The sequence below is a fragment of the Parafrankia sp. EUN1f genome, assembly GCF_000177675.1.
Classification (GTDB): Bacteria; Actinomycetota; Actinomycetes; order Frankiales; family Frankiaceae; genus Parafrankia.
Map to the genome: position 1 here is coordinate 42,673 of NZ_ADGX01000012.1, position 25,956 is coordinate 68,628.

A 25,956-nucleotide genomic window follows, 5' to 3' on the forward strand; every position below is an offset into this window, starting at 1 on the left:
CGCCATCTCAGGAGCTGCCTGATGACCCCCTCTCGCCCGCCGTTCGACCCCGAGCTTGAGCCGGTGGTACTAGCGTACTCGCGGCTCTTCCCCCGGCTAGGGCCAGACACGCTCACACAGTTACGCGCGCTCACCAGCGAAGGTGTCCCTGGCCAGGAGCCGATGGACTACACCGTCGGCGGGTCCGTCGTCGTCGAGGACCTCGCCATTGTGAGACCTGACGGGACCGAGCTGGTCGTGACCGTGCTGAGGCCGCGGGACGCGCCGCCCGACCTGCTTGGGATCTTGCACGTCCACGGCGGCGGCATGGTGATGGGCACGCGGATGTTCGGCGTAGATACCTACCTGCCCTACGTCGTCGAGGGCCATGCGGTCATCGTGACTGTGGAGTACCGGCTCGCGCCCGAGCACCCCGATCCCGCGCCTGTGGAGGACTGCTACGCAGCGCTGACCTGGATGGGCAAGGCTGCCGGAGACCTCGGCGTCGACGGCAGCCGGCTCATGGTGGTCGGCGCGAGCGCCGGCGGCGGGCTGGCGGCCGGAGCCGTGCTCATGGCTCGCGACCGCGGGTTCCCGGCAGTCAGTCACCAGATTCTGGACTGTCCCATGCTCGACGACCGGTTGCAAACCCACAGCAGTCGGATGCTCGATAACGATGGGCCGTGGGACCAGCACGACAACATCTTCGGCTGGAATGCTCTGCTGGGAGAGCGGCGTGGCGGGCGAGACGTCAGCTACTATGCCGCGCCCGCGCGCGCGGAGGAACTGTCGGGACTACCGCGCACATACCTCTCCTGCGGATCCGTCGACAGCTTCCGGGACGAGGTGCTCGATTTCGCATTAAAGCTGTCCCAGGCCGGCGTCCTGGTCGACCTGCACATCTGGGGTGGGGCATTCCACGGGTTCGACCTGGCTGCCCAGAACACCGCAGTCGCACAAGCATCAATGCGGACTCGCGACGAGTTCGTCCGACGAATCATACGAGAGTGATTGTGAGTATCGGTGGCAGCCCGCGGTGGCAGCGTGATTGGCCATCTCCTGGCCCTGGTCCCAGGTCAGTGCGGCGCAGCGTGAGTGGCGACCGGCTCATCACGTCGACCGTTGCCGCCTCGACGTCGTCGGCCCCATGGTTGTTCGGTAGATGCAGGAGCATGACGTAGCCAGTCAAACGCTCCACGAGCGTGCCGATCGCGGACCGGTTCTCCGCACCGGTGATGAGGTCGCCTTCCCAATGTCCCGGCACGGCGCGGTCCAAGACCTCGGACGGTCGCTGCGCGATGCCGACCATGCCAGCGAGGCGCCCTCTCGTTCTGTGGTCCGTCGGGTCTTGCGCAGGGTCCGGCCAGTGCGCAGGCGCTGAACCAACTCCCGGCGCAGGCCACCGCGGCCGGGCATGTAGAGGCTGCGGTAGATCGTCTCGTGGCTCACACGCATGTGCGGGTCATCGGGAAACAGAACGACGAGCCGCCTACTGACCTGCTCAAAGCTGTCCTTGGCGTCCAACCGATTCTGCACATGGTCGCGAAGCCGCTCGTCCAGCGCGAGCACCCTCACCTTCGTCGCCGGGCACGCTGATCCGCCAGGGCCTGAGCCACCGAGGCCCGATATCCCGACTTCCGCCGAACAGTCCCGCGCCGCAGCTCCCGGCTCACCGTCAACGGCGAACGCCCCAGCCCACGCGCGATCACGCACTCCCTCACCTGCCGCCCGCCGGCAACTGATCTCTTCACGTTCCTGGAAGGAAGACGACGCACGTCAGGCGAGGTCTCGCCGGTCGGGAAAGGCTCGGGCATCACCCCGCCAACCTGCCGGAACCACCACCAAGCGACGGTGACCGACACTCCGACCAAACCCGCCGCCTCAGCGACCACCATCCCCGACCGCACCCCAGCCCAGAACTCACGCTGGACAGACATCAGGATCGCCGGCCGACCACCAGTACCCACGCAACACCTTGCTGATCAAGCTGTTGCGTTGACCCGTTGCATCCACTCCGCGTTGAAGTGTCTATATCTTGTGACCCGCAGCCTCGACCCGACCGGGACCGGCCGTGCTCGGTGAACCGTCCGCTGGAAGCCCGTGATCGACGCGTTCTCGATCAAGTTCAGTGACCGCTGGCCATCGGCCGAGACCTACTAGACCAAACTGCCGGAAACACCGAGAACGGGACAGAACCGTCGATAGTATACGGGTTTGTTGAAGCTGCACGGGGGAAGTCCTGCAGGAGTTGGGGAGCAGCAGCGGAAGGCGCACACCAGCACTTTCCTGCGTCGTGCGGCGGGTCAGTGTTGGCGAGAGCGGATGAGGTGGTAGGCGACGGCACGGTCTCGGATTCCTGCGGAAACACCGCGGGCGACGGGCGCGTTCGGCGCTGAGGGTATCGGTCGTGCGGCGTCCGCCGGCCGTGATGCGCGCGGGGGGCGTGTGAAGATCGACGCGCTGCTCGCCGCCGGTGGTGCGGCGGGCCGGGCGATAGCGGCCAAGAGCGACTGGGAGTCCACAGCTCTCGGCCCGCCCGGTGGATGGGGAACAAGCCTGTGCACAGCACTGTTTATGTGCTTGGAGTCCCGCTTCCCGATGATAGTCATGTGGGGCTCGGAGCTCGCCTATATTTACAACGATGCATGTATACCGGATCTCGGCGACAAGCACCCGGACGCGATGGGAAGGCCTTTCAAGTCGCTCTGGCCTGAGGCCTGGGACGAGGTGGGCCCCTTGTCCGCGCAGGTGATGTCAGGGGGCGGGTCCACCTGGTCGGTGAACAAGCGCCTGCTGATCAAGCGGCGTGGCTACCTTGCGGAAACGTACTTCACTTTCTCGTTCAGCCCCATACGGAACATATCTGACTACGGGCGGATCGCGGGACTCCTGTCGACCTACCAGGAGACGACCCAGGAGGTGATTCGAGCCAGACGTCTCGCCTGTCAGCGGGAGCTGACCGCGTCCCTTGCCGGGCTTCGTACGCAGCGGTCGGTGGGCACCCATGCCACCGCCGTGTTGGAGAAATATCCGGCAGACATTCCATTTTCTGTCGTCTTTCTCTGGGAGAGATATCCGTTGCTGTCGGCGCCGCAGTCAGTCACCACAGGTGGGCTGGGCGGGCGACAGGCGAGGCGCAGTTTCCTCGCCGAGCTTCACCGCTGCGGTGTCCTGCCTGACATCGTCGATGCGGTGTCGACGGGGCGAGGGCGCGTGATCCAGCAGCTTCCGGGGTGGGATTCTATCCGTCTGGCCGGCGGTTCGCCCGCGCCGACGACCGCGGTCGCGGTGGCGTTGCGGAACCGTGAGAGCTCGGCGCCCATCGGCCTGTTCATCGCAGGGGTCAGCGACCTGATCGCGCTGGATGAGGACTACCGGGATTTCGTCGAGGCGATCGCGGGGCAGATCTCGTTTGGTCTGATGCTGGCCCGCACCCGTGAGGCGGAGCGCGACCGTGCAGCCTCCGCGCGGCACAGCTCCCTGCACGATGCTCTGACCGGTCTGCCGAACCGAACCTCCTTTCTGAAGAATGTTGGCCGGGCGCTTCTTCAATCGCAGCGAGGAGGCGGCGCGGTGGCTGTGCTGTTCATCGATCTCGATGGCTTCAAGGCGGTGAACGACACGCTGGGCCATCGTGCGGGCGACGATCTGCTCTGTGAGGTCGCGAGCCGGCTGCGGCGAACTACCCGGCCCGGTGACGTCGTGGCGCGGTTCGCGGGTGACGAGTTCGCGGTGCTCTGCGTGGACGTCGCGTCGATTGGATCGGTCGAGCAGATCGCCGGTCGTGCGGCCGAGGCGCTCGCGCTTGCCAGATCTGGCGGCGCATCCGCGGTGACCGCCAGTGTCGGCGTCGCGTTGTCCGGCCCAGAGCTCCTCGACCCGGAAGACCTTCTCCACGCGGCTGACATCGCGATGTATGCCGCCAAGCGGCAGGGAGGAGGACGCTTTCTCCTGTACGACGACAGTATGAGTAGCTGACGAGTGGTCGGAGAGCATGAATCTCCGGGCGGATTCGACGCATCAGGTCCACCTGATGTGCTCCGATCTCTCCGAACGGCCTTCCAAATAACTGTTCCGGGGTGATCAGGAGGCTTTCTGGCGTTCCTGGTAGTCGTCGTGGGCCTGTTGCGGGGTCCGGTAACCGTAACTGGTCAGGTACCGCTTTAATCTTGGGTTAGGTGGTGGACAGGTAGCTTCGGATCGCGCAGAACTGGTGGGCGCTGGTGAGGGTGCGAGGACAGCCGGAGATTTTCTGCCGCAGTTTGATTATGCGAATGTGGCTCTTCGCAGTTGGCCGGATTCTATGTTCGGTTGATTACGCCGCCTGCGGGTGGGTGGTTGCAGAGGGTTGCCAATTGGGGCGGGTGGAACGGGATGCGGTGTAGCGGGCGTGGCGTTGCTGGTTGGCGACGTTGCGTAGGCCGAAGGCGACCCGGTAGACGAGCTTCGCCTGGCGGTTCACACCCCCCGCCGCGGCGTTGGACAGGCCGTGGAGGATCGCGCCTGTGATCTCGACCCGCCAGCCGGAGATCGTTTCGGCGAGGGTGACGAGTTCGGGGACGGTCGCACCGACGGTCGCGCAGAACTCGAAGAACCTGGTCAGGGCCCTGTCGATGTCGGTGCGGCAGGTCGCCAGGCCTGTGCGGGTCGGGTCGCCAGGCCTGTGCGGGTCGGGGAGAGCGCGAGCAGGTCGAGGAGCAGGGTTCTTCGCGCGCCAGGCGGTACCGATCTCGAAGCAGGCTGAGCTGCCCGGGGATCGGTCTCTCTCGCGCGCGAGGCGTCGGACACGCTCACGGACGCGCTGCGCCGCGTCTCCGTCGGTTCTGCAGGGAATGGTGCGTAGGTTCATTGTGGTCGCTTGCGTCCCGCACGGACATCCGCGAGCCGCAACGCGAGGCCCGTGTATCGCTCGGCGATGTCGTCCGGCGTCCAGGCGCCGGCTGGTCTGAACCACTCGACGATGCCGTTCACCATGCCGAGAATGGCCAAGGCCATGGTGTGCGGCTCTTCCAGGGCGAACCTTCCAGCCCGGTTGCCTCGTTCCAAGATCCCCAGGAGTGTGCTGAACACCTCGTCGCGCTTCTTGAAGTAGTCCTTGCGGCGATCAGGCCCGAGGAACCTCGATTCGGCGTGGACTCTGGCGAAGTTCTGGCGCCTGATGTTGTGCAGGCACAAGGCGCTGACAAAGTTCTCCAGTTGGGTGAGCGGGTCGTCACCCGCTGCTTCTTGGCCACCCTCGATGTGAGCGAGGAGGTCGTCCATGCCGATGTCCAGCAGAGCGAGGAGCATACCCTCCTTGCTGCCGTAGTGGTAGTAGAGCGCCGGCATCGTGAGTCCGACTCGACCGGCTATGTCGCGCACCGTCGTCCCGTGGTAGCCGTGCTCGTAGAACGCCGCGAGTGCGGCCGACAGGATCGGGTGCAGTTCGAGGTCCTCGTAGGACTGCCAGTCGAAGGGTGCTCGCTGCTCTGGCTGAGTTGTCATCCGGTGCCATGTCCTCGTCGGGTCACGATGCTTGGTGTCCGCGAGAGCCTGTGCTAGCGAACGTTAGGCCTAGGCTAACCTTATCGGCCGCCGATCACTCTGCGCGTGGTTGACGGGGCTGCGGGACGAATGGCAGCATAGCGAGCGCTAGAAATACTGCAGCGGTGCGTCGGCGTTCCACGTGGACCGACAGGGGTTGCTGTGCGGGCCGTCCATCATCGACGAGCAAGGGCTGGTGTGTCATGAGTTGGGACTTCGACACCGATCCCGAGTTTCAGCACAAGCTCGACTGGGCCGACGAGTTCGTCCGTAGTGAGGTGGAGCCCCTGGACTTCGTGCTGGGTGATCCGTATGACAAGGGTGATGAGCGGGCCATGCGGATCGTCCGCCCGCTCCAGCAGCGGGTCAAGGACGCGAAGCTATGGGCCTGCCACCTCGAGCCCGAGCTCGGTGGGGAGGGCTACGGCCAGGTCAAGCTAGCGCTGCTGAACGAGATCCTCGGTCGCTCGCGATGGGCTCCCTCGATCTTCGGCTGTCAGGCGCCTGACTCGGGCAATGCTGAGATCCTGGCTCGCTACGGCACGCCTGAGCAGAAGGACCGTTACCTGACCAAGCTCCTTGCTGGCGAAATCGGGTCCTGCTACTCGATGACCGAGCCGCATGCCGGCTCCGACCCCAGTCTCTTCACCACGACCGCGGTCCGCGACGGTGACGAGTGGGTCATCTCAGGGGAGAAGTGGTTCTCCTCGTTCGCCCGCTACGCCAGCTTCTACATCGTCATGGCGGTCACCGACACCGCACTCGGGACCCGCGGTGGCATGTCCATGTTCATCGTGCCTGCGGACACTCCGGGGCTGCGCATCATTCGTAACGTCGGTTTGGGCACCGAGAGCGAGGAGACAGCGAGCCACGCCTACGTCTCCTATGACCAGGTCCGAGTCCCGTCGGATCACGTCCTCGGCAAGGAGGGTGCTGCTTTCGAGATCGCGCAGGCGCGGCTGGGCGGGGGGCGCATCCATCACGCCATGCGCACGATCGCCCAGGTCCGCCGAGCCCTGGACATGATGCTCGAGCGGGCGGTCTCGCGTCACGTTCGAGCAGGGACTCTCGGAAGCCAGCAGCTCACCCAGCAGATGATCGCTGAGAGCTGGATCCAGCTCGAGCAGTTCCGCCTGTTCGTCCTGCGCACCGCCTGGTTGATCGACAAGCACCAGGACTACCAGCGCGTCCGGAAGGACATCGCCGCAGTCAAGGCGGCGATGCCGGGGGTCTACTACGACGTCGTACGTCGGTCCATGCACCTGCACGGCGCGCTCGGTCTCTCCAACGAGATGCCCTTCTCCTCCATGCTCATCAGTGCGGAGTCGATGTCCCTGGCGGACGGGCCGACGGAGATCCACCAGATGACCGTAGCCAAGCAGCTCCTGCGAGATGTCAAGCCGGCCGACGGTCTCTTCCCGACTGAGCACATTCCGACCCGTCGTGCGGCTGCCCGGCGGATCCTCGCCGAGCGCCTCGAGCGCGAGGCGGCCGCGCTGTGACCGGATCGTTCCAGGGCTTCGGTCTCGACGGCAAGGTCGCGCTGGTGACGGGGGGTAGCCGCGGTCTGGGACGGGAGATGATCGTCGCCTTCGCCGAGGCGGGCGCCGACGTGGTCGTCACGTCCCGCAAGCTGGAGGCATGCGAGAAGGTCGCCGCTGAGGTCCGTGAGCGCACCGGGCGTCGCGCCATCGCCGTGGCGTCGCACGTCGCTGACTGGGCGGCGCAGGGCGGGCTCGTGGATCGGGTGTACGACGAGTTCGGACGCCTGGATGTGCTGGTCAACAATGCGGGGTTGTCGCCGCTCTACCCCAGTCTCGACACAGTCTCGGAGGAACTGTTCGACAAGGTCATCGGGGTGAACCTCAAGGGCCCGTTCCGGCTGACCGCACTAGCCGGGGCACGCATGGTGGCCGATGGCGGCGGATCGATCATCAACATCAGCAGCATCGCGGCATGGAGGCCGGGCACAACTGAGCTGCCCTACGCCGCTGCCAAGGCTGGACTCCACGCCTTGACCCAGGGATTCGCGCAGGCGCTCGGCCCTACCGTCCGTGTCAACGCCATCATGCCTGGCGCCTTCCTGACCGACGTCAGCACGCACTGGGATATGGAGGCTACCGAGAAGAAGTTGGCTCGCTACCCACTGCAACGAGCCGGACGACCACACGAGATCGTCGGCGCGGCGCTGTTCCTCGCCAGCGAGGCGTCCAGCTTCACCACGGGCGCCATCCTGGCGGTCGATGGCGGACGGACGGCGCAGTGATCTACAGCCCTCCGCGCGTCGTCGTCGCGAAGCTCACGAGCTGGCTGAACCTTCAGGGCGTCGGTTCCGGCCCAGTGAGCGGACTGACGGTGCTGGCTGGCGGCACCCAGAACCTGTTGGTGCGCTTCAGCCGGGACGGCCATGACTACGTGCTGCGGATGCCGCCCGGGCACCCGCGCCCCAACAGCGACGCCACCATGGTGCGAGAGGCCTCGATCCTCGCCGGGCTCACCGGCTCGGTGGTCCCGCACCCTCGGCTCGTCGCCCTCTGCGAGGACTTGGACGTCTTCGGCTGCTGCTTCTTCGTCATGGAGGCGGTGGACGGTTACAACGCCATGTCGGAGGTGCCCCAACGGTTCCGGGAAGACCCTGAGCTCCAGCTGCGGATGGGCCTGTCGTTCGTAGACGCGCTGGCAGCGTTGGGACGGGTGGACCCGGTGGCAGCCGGCATCGCGCATCTTGGGAGAGCCGAGGGATGGCTCGAGCGTCAGGTCGCGCGGTGGCGACGTCAGCTCGACTCCTACGGCGAGTTCGATGCCTGGCCCGGTCCTGACCAACTCGGCGACGTCACCGCTCTGGGTCGCTGGCTCGAGGAGCGGGTGCCCCGTCGCTGGCGGCCGGGAGTGATCCACGGTGACTTTCACCTGGGTAACGTGCTGTTCAGCCGGTCCGCGCCCGAGGTGGCCGCCGTTCTGGACTGGGAGCTCGCCACCATCGGAGACCCGCTGCTGGACCTCGGTCACCTGCTGGCCACGTGGCCCGGCCCGGGCGGTCCCGGGCGTATCCCGCCGGCCGCACCGCTGCCCGGGCTACCGGGCCCCGCGGCCATCCTGGAGCGCTACGCGACCGGCACGGACCGGGACCTCTCGGAGATCAGCTGGTACCAGGCCCTCGCCTGTTACCGACTCGCCATCCTGCTGGAGGGCAGCCACGCGCGGGCCGCGGCCGGTCGTGCGCCGGCCGACATCGGAGCCAAGCTGCACACTGCCGCAGTGACGTTGGTCGAACAGGGACTAAGGCTGGCAACAGGAGAGACGGCAGCGCCGCTCCCGAGCAGTGATGACGCGCGAGGCACCCTGCGGACTCTGTGAACGGATCCAGCGACCGCCGCTGACCGCAGAGCTCCCGGGCGGACAACTGCGCGGGACGAGGAGGATGAGACAGATGTATCCGGGCAAGTACGCCGTTGAGCGCGCTGACCAACCGTGCTTCATCATGGCATCGACGGGCGAGGCTGTGACGTACGCCGAGTACGAGGCGCGGACCAACCGACTCGCTCACGTTCTGCGCAACGCCGGGCTCGGGTTCCGCGACCACTACACGGTCTTCATGGAGAACAACGCGAGGTACCTCGAGTCCTGTGGCGCCGGGGAGCGGACGGGTTTATACGTCACGGCCGCGAACTCCCACCTGACTGCGGACGAGCTCGCCTACATCCTCGAGAACAGCGAGTCCAAGGCCCTCATCGCCTCGGCGTCGACGTTGCCCGCGGCAGCAGCTGCCGCGGCACAGGTGCCGGCAGTCGAGCTGCTCCTCGTCGTCGACGAGGAAGGTTCGCTGTCGCCGTCCGACCGACACGGCTTCCTCGACTTCCTCGAGACCACCGCGACGCAGCCGGGCACCCCGGTCTCCGACGAGCGGCGCGGCCGCGTGATGCTCTACTCCTCAGGCACCACGGGTCGTCCCAAGGGCATTCTCTACGACCTGCCGGAGGTCCCTCCGGAGACCATGCTCTCGCCACAGGAGTTCCTCGCGTCGCTGTGGGGGTTCCGGGAGGGAGTCACCTACCTCTCGCCTGCTCCGCTCTACCATTCCGCGCCCCAGGGCTCGGTCGGCCTGACCATCCGGACGGGCGGCACGGCGATCATCATGGAGCGGTTCGACGCCACGGAGTACCTCCGGCTCGTCGAGCGTTACCGCGTGACGCACTCGCAGCTGGTGCCGACGATGTTCGTCCGGATGCTGAAGCTGCCCGACGAGGTCCGGCTGTCCTTCGACGTCTCGTCACTGGAGGTTGCCGTGCACTCGGCGGCACCATGCCCGGTGCCCATCAAAGAACAGATGATCGAATGGTGGGGCCCGATCCTCGTGGAGTACTACGGCGCCACCGAGGCGATGGGCTTCGCGGCGTGCAACTCAGAGGAGTGGCTCGCGCACCGAGGTACCGTGGGGCGCGTCGTCTCCGGTGACCTGAGGGTCTGTGACGACCTGCTGAACGAGGTGCCTGCCGGAATGCCGGGAACGTTGTGGTTCGTGACCGACAGGCCCGTGCGGTACTTCAACGACCACGAGCGGAGCCAGGAGGCCCTCTCGCCCGACGGACGGATGTGCACCGTCGGAGACGTGGGCTACCTCGACGAGGACGGCTTCCTCTACCTCACCGACCGCGCGACCTTCATGATCATATCGGGTGGGGTGAACACCTATCCGCAGGAGACGGAGAACCTGCTCATCACCCACCCCAAGGTCGCAGACGCCGCCGTGTTCGGCATCCCGCACCCGGACCTGGGCGAGGAGGTCAAGGCGGCTGTGGAGCTGATGCCCGGGAGCACTCCCGGTCCCGAGCTCGAGGCGGAGCTGATCCAGTTCTGTCAGGAGCACCTGGCGAGGCACAAGTGTCCCCGGTCCATCGACTTCGAGGACAAGCTCCCGCGCCTCGCGACCGGGAAGCTGTACAAGCGTCAGCTGCGCGACAAGTACTGGGCCGACGCCGCCGGCCGGATCTGACCGACCGCACATCCGAGGAGCGCCCATGGCCGTCCCACGCATCGATCCCGTCCTGGACGCGGAGGCCCGCGTCGAACCGAACATGATCCTCGTGCCACCGGCGTCGGCAGCCCACGACTGGCACGCGTCCTCGTGGTTCGAGGGTGGCTGGGTGATGCCGATGGGTGGCTACCTGCTGCGCTCGGCCGATCGGACGATCCTCGTCGACGCGGGCCTGGGACCCGAGGCGCCGGCCGGTATCGATCCCAGCGCTCAGCTCCTCGACAACCTCGGAACGCTCGGCGTCACTACCGAGGAGGTCACGGACGTCGTCGTGACCCACGTGCACATCGACCACGTCGGATGGCTCGCACCACAGGGTCAGCCCTTGTTCGAGTACGCCCGCCACCACGTCCACGCGGCGGATTGGGACTGGATCCGCTCTGGACCGGCGTCTGGCGCCGGGACCGACGGAGTGTGGGACATCCTCGGCAAGGTCTCGGACCTGGTGGAGATCGCCTCAGGTTCGCGGACCGAGATCGCTGACGCCGTGGCCATGCGGCTCCTGGCCGGACACACGCCGGGCAACTGCACCGTCGACGTCGAGACCTCGGACGGGCCGGTCGTGCTTCTCGGCGACACGGCCTACCACCCGGTCCTGCTGGTCGAGGGCGGTTGGAGTAGCCACGCGGACCTGGACCACGCCGGCGCGGCTCGATCTCGCGAGACCGTGGCGGACGAAGCCGAGCGCAGCGGAGCCCTCCTGTTCGGCGCACACTTCCCGGGCGGCGCGCCAGGCCGAGTCGTCCGTGACGGCGCGGGTCGGCGGCAGTGGTGCTCCGTGACCCGTTGACAGATCGGTGGGCGACTCGACCGGCGGCCAGGGATCAGGTCTCCAGCGCTCGACGGATGAAGTCCGCCCGCGTCGTGACCGAGGCGCGGGCGAGGGCCGCGTCGGCGCCGGTGATGTCGAAACCGTGGAAGCCGCCGCCCCACATGTGGAAGTCGACACTGACGCCGGCCTGCGAGAGGCGCTGGGCATAGATGAGTGCTTCGTCGCGGAACGAGTCCGCCGAGCCGGTGTCGATGTAGGTACGAGGCAGGCCGGACAGGTCCGCGGCGCGCGCCGGGGCGGCGTACGGCGACACGTCCGGCCCGCCGCGGCGGTCACCGAGGAGCGCTGTCCAGCCGAAGAGGTTGTCGTTACGGTCCCACATGCCCTCGCCGTCGAGCATCCGGCTGCTCGGGTTCTCGAAGCGGTCGTCGAGCATGGGGCATACCAGCACCTGGTGGCTGAGTTTCGGATAGCCCCGGTCCCGGGCGATCAGGGCAGTGCCGGCAGCGAGTCCGCCGCCGGCACTCGGTCCGGCGATGATGAGCCGTCCGGGGTCGATGCCCAGCTCGGCGGCGTTGTCCGCGGTCCAGACCAGACCGGCATAGCAGTCCTCGACGGGGTCGGGGTCGGGGTGCTCGGGCGCGAGACGGTACTCCACGGACACGACCACCGCGCCGTGGTCGACGACGAACGGCAGGAACAGGTGCATGCCGCTGTGCCTGTCGCCTGCGACCATGCCTCCACCGTGGACGTGGTAGATCGCGGGCCGAGGACCGTGCGCTGCGCGGGGACGTAGAACGGTGAGGGTCACGTCGGGCGCACCCTCGGGTCCCGGGGCCCGGTGCTCTGTGACCTGGACGGCGCCTCCTGCGGTCAGGTCCGGCTGCTCGACCCCGGGGACTCCCTCGACCATCATCCGCCGCATCGCCGGCAGGGTCTCGTGCGTCAGGGTCGGGACCCCCTCCCGCAGAGCCGCGAGCGTGTCAGCGAGCTCGCGGTCGAAGGGGGGTGGACAGGAGTGTCGGCGAAGGTGGGGCCGATCTCAGGCATGGTTGGCTCTCTCGCTCGGGGAGCATGACGATCTTGAACTGGCGTCAGCTGCCGTGGTACCCGACCGTCGGCGGGCGGGTCCGGGCTCAGACCGCCATCTGGCGGCACCCCGACGCTGCGTCGAGGAGCCCTTGCCAAAGTGATTGAGCGCACGTATTGTCCAGTTTCCTAGCGCTCGCTAGGCATTGTAGAGGAGATGGTGCGCGTTGGTGCAACTGGCTGATTATCAGGACAGGTACGAGTTCATCAGACTGACCAGGGATGAGAGCGGGATCCTCGAGGTCCTGCTGCACACGGACGGCGACTCGCTCCGCTGGGGTGCTTCAGCTCACCGCGAGTTCACGAGCGTGTTCCGCAACATCGCGCTCGACCGGGGCAACCGTGTGGTGATCATCGCCGGGACCGGTCACGAGTTCCTGGGGCCGCGCGCAGATGCTCCTGGCGGCAGGACCACCTCGGTCTCGGTCGGCATGAGCTTCGCCGAGGAGTACGAGATGTGGGAGAAGGACGGCTTCATCGACCAGCCGGAGATGAACAACGCCTTGCTCGACATTCAGGTCCCGGTGATCGCCGCCGTGAACGGTCCGGCCCGGCGCCACTGTGAGGTTCCGCTCTACTCGGACATCGTCATCGCCTCGGAGGACGCCTCCTTCGAGGACTCCGCGCACTTCCACCTGCAGGACACGGTCCCCGGTGACGGTTGCCACATCTGGATGACCATGTTGCTCGGCATAAACCGTGCCCGCGCCTACATGCTCTCTGGCGACGTCATTACGGCCGACCAGGCACTCAGCTGGGGACTGGTGAAGGAGGTCGTGCCGAAGGAGCGGGTCCTGGAGAGGGCGTGGGAGGTCGCACGCGAGATCGCGGAGAAATCCGACTCCACCCTCCGGTTCACACGGGCGATCATGGTCCACCCGCTCAAGAAGCAGACCCTCGAGCTGCTGCGCATGGGCGTCGTGTTCGAGGCGCTCGGCGCCCTCGGGCGTAACGCGTGACGCAGTTCCTGCCACGAGCCAGCCTCGCCTGAGCGCACCGGGCGCTCTGCATCAGCGACAGGAGAAGGAGCCATGGCCGGACGAATGGACGGCAAGGTCGTCTTCATCACGGGCGCGGCCCGAGGCATGGGCCGTGCCCACGCGGTCCGCCTCGCCGAAGAGGGTGCCGACATCATCGCTGTCGACATCTGCGAGTCGATCCCGACGGTCACGCAGTACCCCGGAGCCACGCCGGAGGACCTCAAGGAGACGGTGGCGCTGGTCGAGGCGCGCGGGCGGCGCATCGTCGCCGAGCACGCGGATGTGCGAGACCTCGGCCGGCTGCAGGAGGTCGTGAAGGCCGGCGTCTCGCAGCTGGGTCGGCTCGACGGGGTGGTTGCCAACGCGGGCATCGGGATCAACGCTGCCTGGGACAAGTTCACCGAGCAACAGTTCCGCGACGTCATCGACATCAATCTTGTCGGGGTGTGGAACACGGTCATGGCGTCGGCGCCCCTGCTGGTCGAGGCCGGTGAGGGCGGTTCGATCGTGCTGATCTCGTCGGCCGGAGGCCTGAAGGGCTGCCCGTTCAACCTGCCGTACAGCGCTGCGAAGTTCGGCGTGACCGGACTGGGCAAGACCCTCGCCGCCGAGCTGGGCAAGCACCGCATCCGGGTGAACACCGTGCACCCGGGACCGGTGGACACCGAGATGGCGCGCCACATCATGCCTTACATGGCCGACATCGCCGCCGGGAACGAGGGGCTGCTGTCGACGTTCGCCCACTTCATCCCGGGCGACGTCATGGACCCGGTGCAGATCTCGCACGCGGTGGTCTACCTGTTGTCGGACGAGTCTGTGTGGACCACCGCGTCTGCCATGGCCATCGACGGCGGAGTCACCGCCTTCTGACGCCCACGGCGTCCTGGCGGACGCCTCTCGAACGGATAAAGGCAGGCTCATGAGCTCCACCGGCAGGACCCCGATCAGGGTGGCCAACTTCTCCGGTTATCTCGGCGACCGTCGCTCGGCGATCGACGAGGTCATGGCAGGTGACCCGGTCGACGTCCTCATGGGTGACTACCTAGCCGAGCTCACGATGGCGGCACTCGCCAACGACTACCGTGAGAATCCCGAGCACGCCTACGTCGCCTACTTCGTGCAGCAGCTGCGCCCCCATCTCGCCGCCGTGGCGGAGCGCGGCATGAAGGTGGTGACGAACGCCGGCGGGCTGAGCCCGGCCTCCTTGGCCGAGAAACTGCGAGCCCTCGTCCGCGAGGAGGGACTCGACCTCACGGTGGCGCACGTCGCGGGAGACTCGATCCTCGACCGGATCGACGACCTGCAGGCCGCCGGGCACAGGCTCGAGCATCTCGACACGGGCGCGCCTGTCAAGGACTGGGGGGCCGAGCCTCGTGCGGCCAACGCCTACCTGGGAGCCTTCGGAATCGCGACCGCTCTGCGGAACGGCGCCGACATCGTCGTGACAGGCCGCGTCACAGACGCGTCGCTGACCGTGGGACCCGCTGCCTGGTGGCACGGCTGGAGCCCGGACGACTGGTCTCCCCTGGCAGGTGCCGTCGTCGCCGGTCACGTCATCGAGTGCGGGGCTCAGGCGACGGGCGGCAACTTCTCCGGCTTCCAGAAGGTGCCCGGGGTCCGACATCCAGGATTCCCCATCGCCGAGATCGCGGCCGACGGCAGCAGCGTGATCACCAAGCACCGCCGTGACGGCGGCACCGTCACGGTGGACACCGTGACCGCTCAGCTCGTGTACGAGATCCAGGGCCCTATTTATCTCAACCCGGATGTGACCGTGCACCTCGACACCGTCGAGCTGACCCAGCTCGGCCCGGACCGCGTCGGTATCGGCCCCGTGGCCGGGACCCCACCGCCGCGGACCACCAAGATCGCACTGTTCGCCCAGACGGGATGGCAGACCTCCCAGACTGTCTTCTGCACCGGACCTGACGTCGGGGCGAAGGTCGCCTTGCTCCGATCCCAGCTGCACGACGCACTCGGCGAGGTTGATGTCCTGGACGTGAGCCCCGTCGGAGCCGCGGTCGAGAACCCCTCCACCCAGTGGGAAGCCACCGTCCCGATCCGGGTCATGGCGATCGCCGAACGGCGCGAGGCGCTGCGCTCCTTCGCCGGAGTCCTTTTCGGCCTCTATCTCCAGAGTTTCCCCGGTCTACACCTCGACGGAGGCGCGCAGCGGCTCGGACCGCCGTGGCCGAGAATGGGCTACTGGCCGGGCCTGGTGGACGTCGAGGTCCTCGACCACGTCGCGGTCCTCGAGGACGGGAGCGTGGTCGAGGCACCGCGTCCCTCGCGATACGCCGAGCCTGACGAGATCGCGCAGCCCGAACACCCGGAGCCTCCGCGGGCGGACGCAGACGGCGCCCAGCTGCCGCTGGGCACGCTCGCCCACGCCCGGTCCGGTGACAAGGGGTCGGACTCCAACCTCGGGGTGTGGGTCACGGACAGAGCGGACTGGCCCTGGCTGCGCTCGACCCTGTCCACCGAGGCTCTCCGGGCCCTCCTGCCCGAGACCCGCGACCTGAGGATCATCCGCCACGAGCTGCCGCGCCTCAACGCCGTGCACTTCGTCGTGAAGGGACTGCTCGGCACAGAGACTTCACCGAACGTGCGCATCGACCACCAGGGGAAGTCGCTGGGGGAGTACCTCCGCGCGAAGCACGTCGCCATCCCGGCGAGGGGCCTCGCCTGAGGTTGCGAGCGCGCTTGGCTGTGACGGTGGGAGCGGGATCTGGTCCTGATTTTGTGGCGATTCAACTCGAGAGCAAGATCAGCGACGGGATCCCGTTCTCACTGACGACGTCGTCGAGATCGGTCTCGGCGGTCGGGAAGGACTCGGCGACGACCGCCTCGCCGCGTGCAGCGGCGTCGGTGCGATCCGCGGTCAGCGACCGACCCACTGCGGCTCGCGCTTCTCGAGGAAGGCTTGGACGCCCTCCCTGCGATCGGCGCTGGCGAGGATCGCGGACAGGGCTTCTGCGGTGGCTGCCCATCCAGCCTCGTCGGTGGCGCCGACGACCTGCTCGACCGCCTTCAGCGTCTCGCCGACCGCGAAGGGCGAGTTTCGGCAGATCTGCTCGGCAAGCACCAGAGCTCCCTCGAGTGCCGTGCCGTCGTCGACGACCTCGGAGACCAGGCCGAGCTCATGTGCGCGCGTCGCCGACAAGGGCTGGCCGGTCAGGAGCATCTGCTTGGCGATATTGAGTGGCAGCGGACGCTGAGCGCGGAACAGGGCGCCACAGTTGGCGATCACGCCCCGGCTGACCTCCGGCAGGCCGAACCGCGCGGAGCGGCCGGCGACGACGAGGTCGCAGGACAACACGATCTCGAAGCCGCCGCCCAGAGCGATCCCGTCGACTGCCGCGACGAGCGGCGTGCTGCGGCGGCGCTTGACGACGCCGTAGTTGCCGCCTCGCTCGGTCGGTGTCCCGGGGCCCCCCTTGAGGTCCGTGCCGGCGCAGAACATGTCGGGACCGCCCGTGAGGACTCCGCACCACAGCTCGGGGTCGTCCTCGAGAGTGTTGAGCGCCGCGTCCAGCTCCGCGGTCATCGCCGCGTCGACGGCGTTCCGCTTGTCGGGACGATCCATCCGGATCACGAGCACGCGACCTCGGCGCTCGGTCGTGACGCGATGCATGCTGCCACCTCTGTGTCTCGACTGGACGAAGTGCGCTCACGCTACTGTCTAGCGTGCGCTAGCTCAAGAGAGTTAGGGTGGCTGGGTGACCACGACACGATTCCCCCTGCCGCCCGTCGGTATCTGGACCGGAGCGCTGGACACGGTGCCCGCGGCCCGCGCTCAGGAGCTCGCCGCCGAGATCGAGTCCCTCGGTTACGGCGCGGTCTGGGTCCCCGAGGTCGCAGGTCGAGACCCGTTCGTGCACCTCGCCCTGCTGTTGTCGGCTACCGACCACCTGATCGGAGCTACCGGCATCGCCAACATGTGGGCGCGCGACGCAGTGGCTGCCTCCTGCGCCACGAAGGCGCTGACCGAGGCGTTTCCGGAGCGTGTGCTCATCGGCCTCGGCGTGAGTCACGCCGACCTCGTCGGAGGGCTGCGCGGTCACAACTACGACAAGCCGCTCACGGCGATGCGCGAGTACCTCGATGGGATCGCGGGTGCGCCCTACACGGCACAGCGTCCGACGACGCCGGCGCGGTACGTGCTGGCAGCGCTACGACCGAAGATGCTCAGTCTCGCGGGCGAGCGGACCGAGGGTGCCCACACGTACTTCGTCACCCCGGAGCATACGGCTCAGGCGCGAGAGATCCTCGGGTCGGGACCGCTACTCGCGCCTGAGCAGGCCGTGGTCTTGGAGACTGACCCGGTCAGGGCGCGAGCGATCGGCCGGCGCTACACCAGCGTGTACCTGTCCCAGCCGAACTATGCCAATGCCGTGAAGTTCCTGGGCTTCACCGACGACGACCTCGCGGACGGCGGGACGGACGCCTTCGTCGACGCGATGGTGGCTTGGGGTGACGCCGACGCGATCGTGCGGCGGGTGAAGGAGCACCTGGACGCTGGCGCGGACCACGTTGCGGTGCAGGCTCTGTCAGCGGAGAAGCGGACAGTCCCCGAGTACCAGTGGCGCGAGCTCGCCGCACCACTGGCGTCACTCACGGAGTGACGTGGCCGTCTGCCTGATGTGCGACAGGCGGGCTAGACGGCGGCAGCGTGGATGGCGAGCTGGACGGCGGCACGGGTGCGGCTCGCTGCGATCGCGTGGGCGGAGAGCGGATCCGGATGGCCGTACCGGTCGAGGACGCCGCGGAGCATGCCGAGGATCATTTGGGCGGTGAAGGACGGGTCGGATCTCGAAGCGCCGCATTATGTCGTCCCTGCCTCCCCGAGTCCCCTGCGGATGTGGTCCAGGAGGTCATCCGCCGCGAATTCGAGGAGGGGCCAACAGGAGGCATTCCTTCTCTGTTGATTTCGGCTTACCAGCCCCAGGACTTGTCGGGGGTGATGGTGATGCGCACGGGGTACAGCTCGTCGAAGCGTTCCGGGGTATAGCCGTAGTGGTTCATCTCCGTCTCGTACTTCTTCCAGTACGCCGGAATCGCGGACGGCGGGGTGCCCTCGAGGGTGACCTCGGCGCGACCGGTCACCACAAGCACGCTCTTCGCGGCGCGGTCCGTATGGAACGTGACGGAAACCGCTGGATTGGCCTGGACGTGCCGGACCTTCCACGCCTTGGGGGTGCTGAAAGTAACGAGCTTGCCCTCGTGCAGGACGAACCAGACCGGCCTGATGGAGGGCTGACCCGCCTGCGACACCGTGGCGAGCCAGATGACGGGGTCGTCTGCTTTTCCAGAGAGCTCTCCGTGCTTGAGGCCTTCGGCTGACGCGGTCGTGGACTCGACGGGGGACGTCGGCGACTCACTCATGGTTGAACCCCAATGTGTCGGTGGGACGAGATCGTCACGCTATTAGTTAGCGTACGTTAGATCAAGGTGTGGGCGTGGATGAGAAGGCGGGTGTGGTCAGGACGGCGATGGTCTGCGACATGTCCAGGGCGGGGCTGACCGGCATCTCCGCGGTACCTAGGCGGCGGCGGGCTTCTGCGATCACGGCCGCCGGGTCGTCGGTCTCGAGCTCGTAGACCGCCATGAAGTCCCAGTCGAGCAAATCTGTGGGAGCGTCGAGCTTGTTCACCGTGAAGCGTGTGCCGGACATGAAGCCGGGCACCCGGAGGTGGTCAGGGATGTGCTCAGCGTCGTACCACCTCGCGAGCTCGTCGCGGCGCCCCTCGACCGCTCTCGTCAGTACCACGACCTGGAATCGTGCCATCCTGGGTTCTCCTTCGCTATTGACCTAGCGCTCGCTCAGAAGCCTACAATGGCTCGTCCGAGGGGGAAGTCGCAGTGCTTCCCTCCATCACTCTCTGGGAGGCGTCGTGGATCTGTCGCGGTCGCTTCGGCTCGACGGTCGTGTCGTCGTCCTCACCGGTGCGAGCTCCGACCTGGGGGTGGGGTCCGCCGGGGCACCCGCCCCTGTCGGTGGTACGTGTCTGGTCCCGACGGCACGGCGGGCGGTGGCTCTCGAGGAAGTGGCCGACGAGCTGCGTGCGACAGACACGGAGGTTCGCGCGTGCCAGTCTGACGTCTCGGATCCGCAGATCTGCGAGGTGGCAGCAGCCGCTGTCGAGCAGTTCGGCCCTGTCGACCGCTCGGTCACACTGATGGTCCGCGGCGCGATGGCCGCGCTGTGACGTCCCCGACGCCGGCCAGCCGACTGCCGGAGTGGCAGCCCTCCCTCGCCGGCGAACCGCATAACCAACTCGGTTCTGCAACCACAGGAGATGGCGAGTGTTGATCGCTCCCTTCCAGCCCGCCGAGCTCACTCGCCAAGGACGCCTGGTCCACATCTACCGGACAGTGGTGACGATCCGCTTCGCCGAGTTGCGGATCAGGGATTACGTCGAGACGGAGGGGTTCGGCGGATTCTGGCACCCCGGCATCGGTCAGGAGGGCCTGCAGGCAGGCGCGATCGCCGCGATGGATCCTGACGACTACCTCTACTACGCTCATCGTGGCCTCGGTTACGCGTATGCCAAAGGCATGCCGCTCGCTGCGTTGTTCGGTGACCTGCTGGGTCGGGTCACGGGAAGCACCCGCGGGAAGGGCGGCGGCACCGTTCACTTCGCAAGCGCCGAGAAGCGTGTCCTCGGACAGGGCGGCACGCTCGGTTCGAATTTCGTGCTCGGCGCTGGTACCGCGCTCGCGTCGCAGCTGCTGGGCGATGGTCGGGTCACGGTGGTCTTCTTCGGGGACGGCGCGTCTGGCCGTGGCACCTGGCACGAAGCGGCCTTGCAGGCCTCGGTGTGGAAGCTGCCGGTGGTCTGGGTGTGCGAGAACAACGGGTGGGCGCTGTCCGCACGCTTCGAAGAGCAGAGCCCGACCCCGAACATCGCCGACCGTGCCTCGGCCTACGGAATGCCGGGTGTCATCGTCGACGGACAGGACGCGATCGCGGTCATGGACGCCACGACGGAGGCCATCGAGCGTGCACGACGAGGAGATGGACCGACGCTCATCGAGGCGAAGACCCTCCGGATCCGCGGCCACTACGAGGGCGACCGGCAGCCGTACCGAGAGGACCGCGTCAAGGACGACGAGATCCCGAACGATCCGGTGCACCGGCTCGGCGAGCTCCTCCCGGACGACGAGCGGCGCGACATCGACACGGACGCACGCCGTCGGGTCGCGGAAGCCTTCGACGAGGCTCTCGCTGCGCCGCGGCCCGAGACCACGGTGATCTACGAGGACGTGTGGGCATGACGGCCAAGCAGTCGGTGACCGGGTCGACCGAGCGTGTCATGGGGTACGGACGCGCCATCAACGAGGCACTCGCCGAGGAGATGCGGCGCGATGACCGAGTGTTCCTCATGGGCCAGGACATCGGAAAGCTCGGCGGAGTCTTCGGTCTCACCCGAGGGCTGATCGAGGAGTTCGGCCCGTCGCGTGTCCGGGACACGGCCATCAATGAGACCTTCATCGTCGGGGGCGCCGCGGGTGCTGCGCTCGCCGGCGCGGTCCCGGTGGTCGAGCTGCAGTTCGCCGACTTCATCTTCACCGCGGCCGACGAGGTCTTCCACAAACTGGCGAAGTGGCGCTACATGCATGGTGGCCAGTTCACCCTGCCTGTCGTGGTCCGCCTCCCCACCGGAGTGGTCGGCGGAGCCGGGGCCGAGCACTCGCAGAGCATCGAGACCCTGGCCATGCACGTCCCCGGTCTGAAGGTCGCGGTCCCGGCGACCCCCGCTGATGCCAAAGGCCTACTCAAGACGGCCATCCGTGACGCCAACCCTGTGCTGTACTTCGAGCACAAGAGCCTCTATCGGGTGAAGGGCGCTGTCCCGGAGTCACCGGACTTCCTCGTGCCGTTCGGCTCAGCGCGGATCGCGCGGCCGGGATCAGACCTGACGATCGTCGCCACCGGCTTGATGGTCGAACGCGCACTTGCGGCAGCCGACCGCCTGGCCGCACAGGGCATCCACGTCGAGGTCATCGATCCGCGAACCCTCGTGCCGCTGGACATCGACGCGATCGTGGCGTCGGTCGAGAAGACGCACCGCCTGATGGTGGTACACGAGGCCTCGCGCACGGCGGGCTTCGGCGCGGAGATCGCCGCCCAGGTGCAGGAGCGGGCGTTCTTCGCACTCGATGCCCCCGTCTGGCGGGTGTGTGGCAGCGACACCCCCCTGCCCCAGGATCCGGTTCTGGAGCAGGCGGCCATTCCCTCGGTCGACGAGATCGTGCGTGCCGCCCTCGCGGTCTTCAAGATCTAGGAGTGCAGTCGTGAGCTATGTGATCCTGCCTCATCTCGGCGTCTCGGTGACCGAGGCGACGCTGACCACGTGGCTCAAGGACGTCGGTGACGAGATTGCCGTCGGTGAGCCGATCTGCGAGGTCTCGACGGACAAGGTGGACACGCAGATCGAGAGCACTGTCGCCGGTGTGCTGACCGAGCAGCGCTTCGCCGAGGATGACGTCGTGCCCGTCGGTGAAGTCCTGGCCGTCGTCGCGGGGTTGGGTGAGGAGACCAACCCCGAGTCGACGGCACCGGCGGTGCAGGAGATCGTGATCGAACCTCCGGCGTCCGAGGCTGCCGAGCCCGTGGCCGGTCCCGAGCCTGGGACCGCGCCCACTCCTGGTCCACGTGCCGACGTCGTGGCGATGCCCCATCTCGGCGTCTCGGTGACCGAGGGGACGCTGACCACGTGGCTCAAGGACGTCGGTGAGGAGATTGCCGTCGGTGAGCCGATCTGCGAGGTCTCGACGGACAAGGTGGACACGCAGATCGAGAGCACTGTCGCCGGTGTGCTGGCCGAGCAGCGCTTTGCCGAGGGCGACGTTGTCCCCGTCGGCGAGGCACTCGCTGTCGTGACGGCGGACGGTTCGGTGCCGGACCCCACAGCGGCCCGGATCGCCGACGGGCCGGCTCTCGCCGCTCCGGTCGGGGAGCCAGGGCGGGGACTCGCGCCCTCTCCCTCGACAGCTGTCGCGCCCTCCGGCACCTCGGACGTGAGCTCCGGTCCTGCCAACGTGAGCTCGGGACCGTTCGACCACGAAGCCGCGATCTCGCAGCTCCTCGCCGGTATTGCCCGAGGCAATCGTCCTGCGGCTTCTCCACTGGCTCGCCGCACGGCTGCTGAGCTCGGGGTCGAGATCGCGGCGGTCGCCGGCACCGGTGGCGGTGGCAGGATCACCCCGGACGACGTAAGCCGCCGAGCGGCGAGTGCGCAGATCACATCGCTCCCGGTCAAGGCACCGGAAGTGTCGCCGTCGCCCAAGAACGACTCAGAAATTCCGGCAGGGTATGAGGACGTGCCGTTCGAGGCCGTCCCAACCAGTCGGATCCGCCAGGCGACGGCCGAGCACATGACGCGATCCCGTCGCACCTCGGCGCACATGACGACCGAGGTCGACGTCGACCTCGGTCGTCTGACTGACGTCCGCGCCGCCCTGAACGCGCAGCGGCAGGGAGCCGGACAGCCAAAGCTTTCCTTCCTGCCGTTCATCGCTCGAGCGGCTTGTGCTGCTTTGCTGGATCATCCGGACCTGAACGCGACGTTCCAGAACGAACGGCTGCTGCGCTGGCGAGAGATCAACCTCGGTATCGCCGTGGACACCCCACGCGGCCTGATGGTCCCGGTGATCCGTGGTGCTCAGCGACTTACCGTCGAGGCGCTGGGACAGTCCATCGTCGACGCCGCTGCTCGCGTGCGTGACCGGAAGGCGGGCGCGGACGACTATCGGGCGGGCACCTTCACGATCAGCAACCCCGGATCGGTGGGCGCGGTCTCGGCGCCTGCCATCATCAACCAGCCGCAGGTCGGGATCCTCGGCATGCCCACGATCGTCCGGCGCCCATGGGCCGTCCGGCTCGCCGACGGCCAGGAAACAATCGCGATCCGACCTATCATCCGGCTCGCCCTGACGTTCGACCATCGTGCGGTCGATGGTGCCGACGCCACACGGTGCCTTGTCGATGTACGCCGACGGCTGCAGGCGTGGGGCGTCGACGACTACCGGTGAGTCAGGAGGCCTGAGCGTCCGGGGGCCGCCCGCTGGAGGGGAGTGCTCGAGAGCTGGTCGTTTCCCAAGCCGTACACGATATTGCTCCAGAACTGTCCTATCCGTCAGCATGAGGTGAGTCAGGTGATGGCTATCATCTTGTGACCTTTGGCGGGGTGGGAGAGAAAGATCGTGACGATGGCTGTGTCGGCCGGGCAGGGCCTGGCCGATGATGTCCACGCTGCTGAACTATATTGAGGTCACGGTAGTCGCTATGGCCCGCAGACGATGTGCGAGGGCGGCGGCATCGCCAACGCCACGATTATTGAATGCCACTGATCCCGCCGAGCGCCTCCGCGGCTTCGAGGCATAGGTCCAGGAGAGGTCTGGCGGAGGTAGGGAGAAGCTCCGGTCCGAGGCTTGGGCGATTATAATAATCGCAGCTGACCTATAGTCATAGTAACACCCGACTGTCGACCAACATCGATCCAGTTCGGCGAGCGCGGTCGCGGTCCGGTCCTTCGACAGGAACTGACCGGAATACAGGTAGACCGCCGCCGCGGTCACCCGGGGCCCGTATTGGACCGGGGCGTCCACCCCGGCCGGTGGGGTCGCCTTCGTCCGTGTCCCGCAGCCGCATTCTCGTTCGAGGAGCTGATGTTCGGTCACCTGCGGACGGAGTTCGGACCTCCCCGGGCTCGGCAGGGTCCGCGCGGCTCCTCGCGGGCGCGTGCGAACTTCGGTCAGAGTCGAGGTTCTACCGATTCCCTTTACCTGTGTTGTGAAATGGTCGGCTGCTGATGGCTGGTGGGTTCCGGTGTTCTGGATGGCTTGGAGGAGGCCGGGGCCGACTTCGCTCCATCCGATGAGGAGGAGTGGGCCGACGGCGTCGAAGGCGGCTTTGCCGTAGTCCCCGGCGATCAGGGGTTCGGCAATGTTCAGGGCCAGGGTTACCGTGCTGGAGAAGATGAGGAGGCGTCGCGCTGACCGCATCACCTCGGCTGGGCCGCCGTGCACAGCGAGGTGCCGGGTTCCCAGGAGTCCGAGGACGGAGAGATCCACGGCGGGGGCGACCAGGGGTGCGACCCAGATCGGGACGCCGAGTCGTAGCCCGAGCGCGAGGACATTACCGAATCCGAACAGAAACGTCAGGCTGACGACAGCGGCCATCGTCGCGGTGACGAGCTTTACGACCGCTGCCGTGAGGGGAGCAGCAGCATCGATGTTCGGCTCCGCGGGGTTCGTCATGATGGGGCTCACTCGTCACCACCCCCAGCCGGTGGTCGTAGAAGTAGGCCACGCCAACCTGACCTCGGGCGTGGGGTGGGGGAGGCTCTTCGAAGCCGGTGCGCTGGGCGCCACCGTGCCCTCTCGCCCGGAGGACTGGGGTGCGCGAAAGCGCTGCCGGGCTGCCGGGAACGGCCCGTTCGTTGCCTCGTCGAGGTGTAGCAACGGGTGTAGCAACGTCGGCGAACCGGCGCGTACGTCAGCGGCCTTCCACGGCCGAAAACGTACGTCTACGGACGTTGGAATGACGGTCAGTTCGGCCTGAAAAGCGGAAGGTCGGCGGTTCGACCCCGCCCCTGCCCACCATCAGCACCGGGCAGAGTAAAGCCCGCCAAGGATCTTGGCGGGCTTTGTGGTCTTAATCCTGGTCTCGTTTGGGCTTGTGACCCCGCCGGTGCACCAGCTCCCCGGTTGGCCCGCCATCCTGCCGACAGGACGCTCCCGCTGCGCTGCCTGCCAGAAACCGCCCGTCGACCAGATCGGCGACGCGATGAGGGTCTCGGATTCGGGTGAGAGCATCGGTGGGGCGGGTGCTGGAATCTCTTGGGGCGCCGGTCGGGCAGGCTAAGGTCGTTCAGCCGATAACGAGCCGTTCCCCTCCGAAGTCCGCGATGATCTCCAGCTGCCCGCCGAGCGCTTTGACGTAGGCGGCGAGGGTGCGTAGCTCGCTGGCGTCGATGTTGGCCCGTTCGATGGCGGAGACGCGTTCCTGCCGGACGTGCATGCGGTCGGCGACTTCTGCCTGGGTGAGGCCCAGTCGTCGGCGCATCTCGGCGAGCCGATGTGCGCGGTTCTCGGCCACGAGCCGTTCGGCCCCTGCTTCGACCTCGTGGCGGTCGTGCTCTTCGGGGAAGAACTCGGCGAGGAACCCGTCTCTGTCGTACCCGTGGGCGGCGCTCATAGGTCACGCTCCTTGAGGTAGAGGGCGTAGCGGGCTTCGGCCAGTGGGATCGCCCTGTCGTACCAGGCTGACCACCGCCCGGCCTTGTCTCCGGCGACGAGCAGGACCGCGCGGCGCTCGGGATCGAAGACGAACAGGATGCGAACCTCGCTGGTTCCGCTCGAGGCGGGTCTGAGTTCCTTGAGGTTGTGGAGTCGCGAGCCCTTGATCCTGTCAACGAGCGGTCGGCCCAGGCTGGGGCCTTCGTCGAGAAGCGCCGTCACGGCCTGGCCGACGAGGATCGCGGTATCTCGGTCTGTTCGACGGAGGTCATGCAGCCATTCCCGGACCTCGCTGACGATCTCCAGGCGGTAGGTCATGACACGTCCCCTTG

At 67.2% G+C, this 25,956-nt stretch carries 25 protein-coding genes and 2 pseudogenes; 16 read left to right on the forward strand and 11 right to left on the reverse strand.

The genetic code is table 11. The features are described 5' to 3' along the window. Positions 1-21: 21 nt before the first annotated feature. Positions 22-990, forward strand: coding sequence for an alpha/beta hydrolase (locus tag FREUN1FDRAFT_RS05275; RefSeq protein ID WP_006538931.1), 969 nt, complete (start codon positions 22-24; stop codon positions 988-990). A 174-nt stretch (positions 991-1,164) separates the two neighbouring features. On the opposite strand, the gene FREUN1FDRAFT_RS43490 is transcribed toward FREUN1FDRAFT_RS05275, so the two are convergent. Continuing rightward, entirely contained in the window at positions 1,165-1,548 is a 384-nt protein-coding gene (locus FREUN1FDRAFT_RS43490; protein WP_157474346.1) for a hypothetical protein, read from the reverse strand. 444 nt (positions 1,549-1,992) lie between these two features. Here FREUN1FDRAFT_RS43490 and FREUN1FDRAFT_RS43495 point away from each other — a divergent pair. Continuing rightward, positions 1,993-2,139 (forward strand): annotated as a pseudogene (locus FREUN1FDRAFT_RS43495) (IS256 family transposase); the annotation flags it as partial. Between the two features lie 285 nt (positions 2,140-2,424). Further along, entirely contained in the window at positions 2,425-3,957 is a 1,533-nt protein-coding gene (locus FREUN1FDRAFT_RS05285) for a GGDEF domain-containing protein (protein WP_006538933.1), read from the forward strand. A gap of 337 nt (positions 3,958-4,294) precedes the next feature. Here the strand turns inward: FREUN1FDRAFT_RS05285 and FREUN1FDRAFT_RS45890 are convergent, their stop codons facing one another. Beyond that, complete coding sequence (locus tag FREUN1FDRAFT_RS45890) at positions 4,295-4,828, reverse strand: transposase (RefSeq protein ID WP_006538934.1); 534 nt, start codon at positions 4,826-4,828, stop codon at positions 4,295-4,297. Further along, the gene (locus FREUN1FDRAFT_RS05295; RefSeq protein WP_006538935.1) at positions 4,825-5,463 is read right to left on the reverse strand and encodes a TetR/AcrR family transcriptional regulator; all 639 of its coding nucleotides are present in this window, start codon (positions 5,461-5,463) and stop codon (positions 4,825-4,827) included. The genes FREUN1FDRAFT_RS45890 and FREUN1FDRAFT_RS05295 overlap by 4 nt, the downstream gene beginning before the upstream one ends. Before the next feature lie 242 nt (positions 5,464-5,705). On the opposite strand from FREUN1FDRAFT_RS05295, the gene FREUN1FDRAFT_RS05300 reads away from it, so the two are divergent. The 5 genes from FREUN1FDRAFT_RS05300 (at position 5,706) to FREUN1FDRAFT_RS05320 (ending at position 11,327) form a co-directional block, all read left to right on the forward strand. Then, positions 5,706-7,004: an acyl-CoA dehydrogenase family protein gene (locus FREUN1FDRAFT_RS05300; RefSeq protein WP_006538936.1), complete on the forward strand. Its 1,299-nt coding sequence runs from the start codon at positions 5,706-5,708 to the stop codon at positions 7,002-7,004. Further along, positions 7,001-7,768, forward strand: coding sequence for an SDR family NAD(P)-dependent oxidoreductase (locus FREUN1FDRAFT_RS05305; RefSeq protein ID WP_006538937.1), 768 nt, complete (start codon positions 7,001-7,003; stop codon positions 7,766-7,768). Before FREUN1FDRAFT_RS05300 ends, FREUN1FDRAFT_RS05305 begins: the two co-directional genes overlap by 4 nt. Next, the gene (locus FREUN1FDRAFT_RS05310) at positions 7,765-8,859 is read left to right on the forward strand and encodes a phosphotransferase family protein (protein WP_006538938.1); all 1,095 of its coding nucleotides are present in this window, start codon (positions 7,765-7,767) and stop codon (positions 8,857-8,859) included. The genes FREUN1FDRAFT_RS05305 and FREUN1FDRAFT_RS05310 overlap by 4 nt, the downstream gene beginning before the upstream one ends. Before the next feature lie 73 nt (positions 8,860-8,932). Then, the gene (locus FREUN1FDRAFT_RS05315) at positions 8,933-10,495 is read left to right on the forward strand and encodes an AMP-binding protein (protein ID WP_006538939.1); all 1,563 of its coding nucleotides are present in this window, start codon (positions 8,933-8,935) and stop codon (positions 10,493-10,495) included. A gap of 25 nt (positions 10,496-10,520) precedes the next feature. Next, the gene (locus tag FREUN1FDRAFT_RS05320) at positions 10,521-11,327 is read left to right on the forward strand and encodes an MBL fold metallo-hydrolase (RefSeq protein WP_006538940.1); all 807 of its coding nucleotides are present in this window, start codon (positions 10,521-10,523) and stop codon (positions 11,325-11,327) included. A 34-nt stretch (positions 11,328-11,361) separates the two neighbouring features. Here the strand turns inward: FREUN1FDRAFT_RS05320 and FREUN1FDRAFT_RS05325 are convergent, their stop codons facing one another. Then, positions 11,362-12,225 carry an alpha/beta hydrolase gene (locus FREUN1FDRAFT_RS05325; RefSeq protein WP_232295061.1) on the reverse strand — a complete coding sequence of 288 codons (864 nt, stop codon included), beginning with the start codon at positions 12,223-12,225 and terminating at the stop codon, positions 11,362-11,364. 343 nt (positions 12,226-12,568) lie between these two features. Between FREUN1FDRAFT_RS05325 and FREUN1FDRAFT_RS05330 the strand changes: the two genes are divergently transcribed. From FREUN1FDRAFT_RS05330 to FREUN1FDRAFT_RS05340, 3 genes are all read left to right on the forward strand, one after another. After that, positions 12,569-13,357, forward strand: a complete 789-nt coding sequence (locus tag FREUN1FDRAFT_RS05330) for an enoyl-CoA hydratase/isomerase family protein (RefSeq protein ID WP_157474348.1) — start codon at positions 12,569-12,571, stop codon at positions 13,355-13,357. Positions 13,358-13,429: 72 nt separating this feature from the next. Next, positions 13,430-14,248, forward strand: a complete 819-nt coding sequence (locus FREUN1FDRAFT_RS05335; protein ID WP_006538943.1) for a mycofactocin-coupled SDR family oxidoreductase — start codon at positions 13,430-13,432, stop codon at positions 14,246-14,248. 49 nt (positions 14,249-14,297) lie between these two features. Then, positions 14,298-16,067 (forward strand): acyclic terpene utilization AtuA family protein, encoded by a 1,770-nt coding sequence (locus FREUN1FDRAFT_RS05340; RefSeq protein WP_006538944.1) that lies wholly within the window; start codon positions 14,298-14,300, stop codon positions 16,065-16,067. A 61-nt stretch (positions 16,068-16,128) separates the two neighbouring features. Here the strand turns inward: FREUN1FDRAFT_RS05340 and FREUN1FDRAFT_RS43500 are convergent, their stop codons facing one another. After that, positions 16,129-16,275 (reverse strand): hypothetical protein, encoded by a 147-nt coding sequence (locus tag FREUN1FDRAFT_RS43500; protein ID WP_006538945.1) that lies wholly within the window; start codon positions 16,273-16,275, stop codon positions 16,129-16,131. Continuing rightward, on the reverse strand, positions 16,260-17,012 hold the full coding sequence (locus tag FREUN1FDRAFT_RS05345; protein ID WP_006538946.1) for an enoyl-CoA hydratase-related protein: 753 nt from the start codon (positions 17,010-17,012) through the stop codon (positions 16,260-16,262). The genes FREUN1FDRAFT_RS43500 and FREUN1FDRAFT_RS05345 overlap by 16 nt, the downstream gene beginning before the upstream one ends. Positions 17,013-17,097: 85 nt before the next feature. On the opposite strand from FREUN1FDRAFT_RS05345, the gene FREUN1FDRAFT_RS05350 reads away from it, so the two are divergent. After that, on the forward strand, positions 17,098-18,003 hold the full coding sequence (locus FREUN1FDRAFT_RS05350) for a TIGR03620 family F420-dependent LLM class oxidoreductase (RefSeq protein WP_006538947.1): 906 nt from the start codon (positions 17,098-17,100) through the stop codon (positions 18,001-18,003). Between the two features lie 310 nt (positions 18,004-18,313). Here the strand turns inward: FREUN1FDRAFT_RS05350 and FREUN1FDRAFT_RS05355 are convergent, their stop codons facing one another. Together FREUN1FDRAFT_RS05355 and FREUN1FDRAFT_RS05360 are read right to left on the reverse strand one after the other, a co-directional pair. After that, positions 18,314-18,763, reverse strand: coding sequence for a pyridoxamine 5'-phosphate oxidase family protein (locus FREUN1FDRAFT_RS05355; protein ID WP_006538949.1), 450 nt, complete (start codon positions 18,761-18,763; stop codon positions 18,314-18,316). Positions 18,764-18,824: 61 nt separating this feature from the next. Then, positions 18,825-19,166 carry a hypothetical protein gene (locus FREUN1FDRAFT_RS05360; RefSeq protein ID WP_006538950.1) on the reverse strand — a complete coding sequence of 114 codons (342 nt, stop codon included), beginning with the start codon at positions 19,164-19,166 and terminating at the stop codon, positions 18,825-18,827. A gap of 106 nt (positions 19,167-19,272) precedes the next feature. On the opposite strand from FREUN1FDRAFT_RS05360, the gene FREUN1FDRAFT_RS05365 reads away from it, so the two are divergent. The 4 genes from FREUN1FDRAFT_RS05365 (at position 19,273) to sucB (ending at position 23,416) form a co-directional block, all read left to right on the forward strand. Next, complete coding sequence (locus FREUN1FDRAFT_RS05365; RefSeq protein WP_006538951.1) at positions 19,273-19,587, forward strand: SDR family NAD(P)-dependent oxidoreductase; 315 nt, start codon at positions 19,273-19,275, stop codon at positions 19,585-19,587. Between the two features lie 97 nt (positions 19,588-19,684). Further along, the gene (locus tag FREUN1FDRAFT_RS05370) at positions 19,685-20,656 is read left to right on the forward strand and encodes a thiamine pyrophosphate-dependent dehydrogenase E1 component subunit alpha (RefSeq protein ID WP_006538952.1); all 972 of its coding nucleotides are present in this window, start codon (positions 19,685-19,687) and stop codon (positions 20,654-20,656) included. After that, positions 20,653-21,666, forward strand: coding sequence for an alpha-ketoacid dehydrogenase subunit beta (locus tag FREUN1FDRAFT_RS05375; RefSeq protein ID WP_006538953.1), 1,014 nt, complete (start codon positions 20,653-20,655; stop codon positions 21,664-21,666). The genes FREUN1FDRAFT_RS05370 and FREUN1FDRAFT_RS05375 overlap by 4 nt, the downstream gene beginning before the upstream one ends. Next, a complete protein-coding gene (sucB, locus tag FREUN1FDRAFT_RS05380) occupies positions 21,638-23,416 on the forward strand; it encodes a 2-oxoglutarate dehydrogenase, E2 component, dihydrolipoamide succinyltransferase (RefSeq protein ID WP_063745266.1) in 1,779 nt (592 codons plus the stop codon). Before FREUN1FDRAFT_RS05375 ends, sucB begins: the two co-directional genes overlap by 29 nt. 794 nt (positions 23,417-24,210) lie before the next feature. Here sucB and FREUN1FDRAFT_RS41085 read toward each other — a convergent pair. The 3 genes and pseudogenes from FREUN1FDRAFT_RS41085 to FREUN1FDRAFT_RS05395 form a co-directional block, all read right to left on the reverse strand. Next, positions 24,211-24,643 (reverse strand): annotated as a pseudogene (locus FREUN1FDRAFT_RS41085) (hypothetical protein); the annotation flags it as partial. Between the two features lie 613 nt (positions 24,644-25,256). Beyond that, entirely contained in the window at positions 25,257-25,583 is a 327-nt protein-coding gene (locus FREUN1FDRAFT_RS05390) for a helix-turn-helix transcriptional regulator (protein WP_006538956.1), read from the reverse strand. Continuing rightward, positions 25,580-25,942 (reverse strand): type II toxin-antitoxin system RelE/ParE family toxin, encoded by a 363-nt coding sequence (locus FREUN1FDRAFT_RS05395; RefSeq protein WP_006538957.1) that lies wholly within the window; start codon positions 25,940-25,942, stop codon positions 25,580-25,582. The genes FREUN1FDRAFT_RS05390 and FREUN1FDRAFT_RS05395 overlap by 4 nt, the downstream gene beginning before the upstream one ends. Positions 25,943-25,956: the final 14 nt, after the last annotated feature.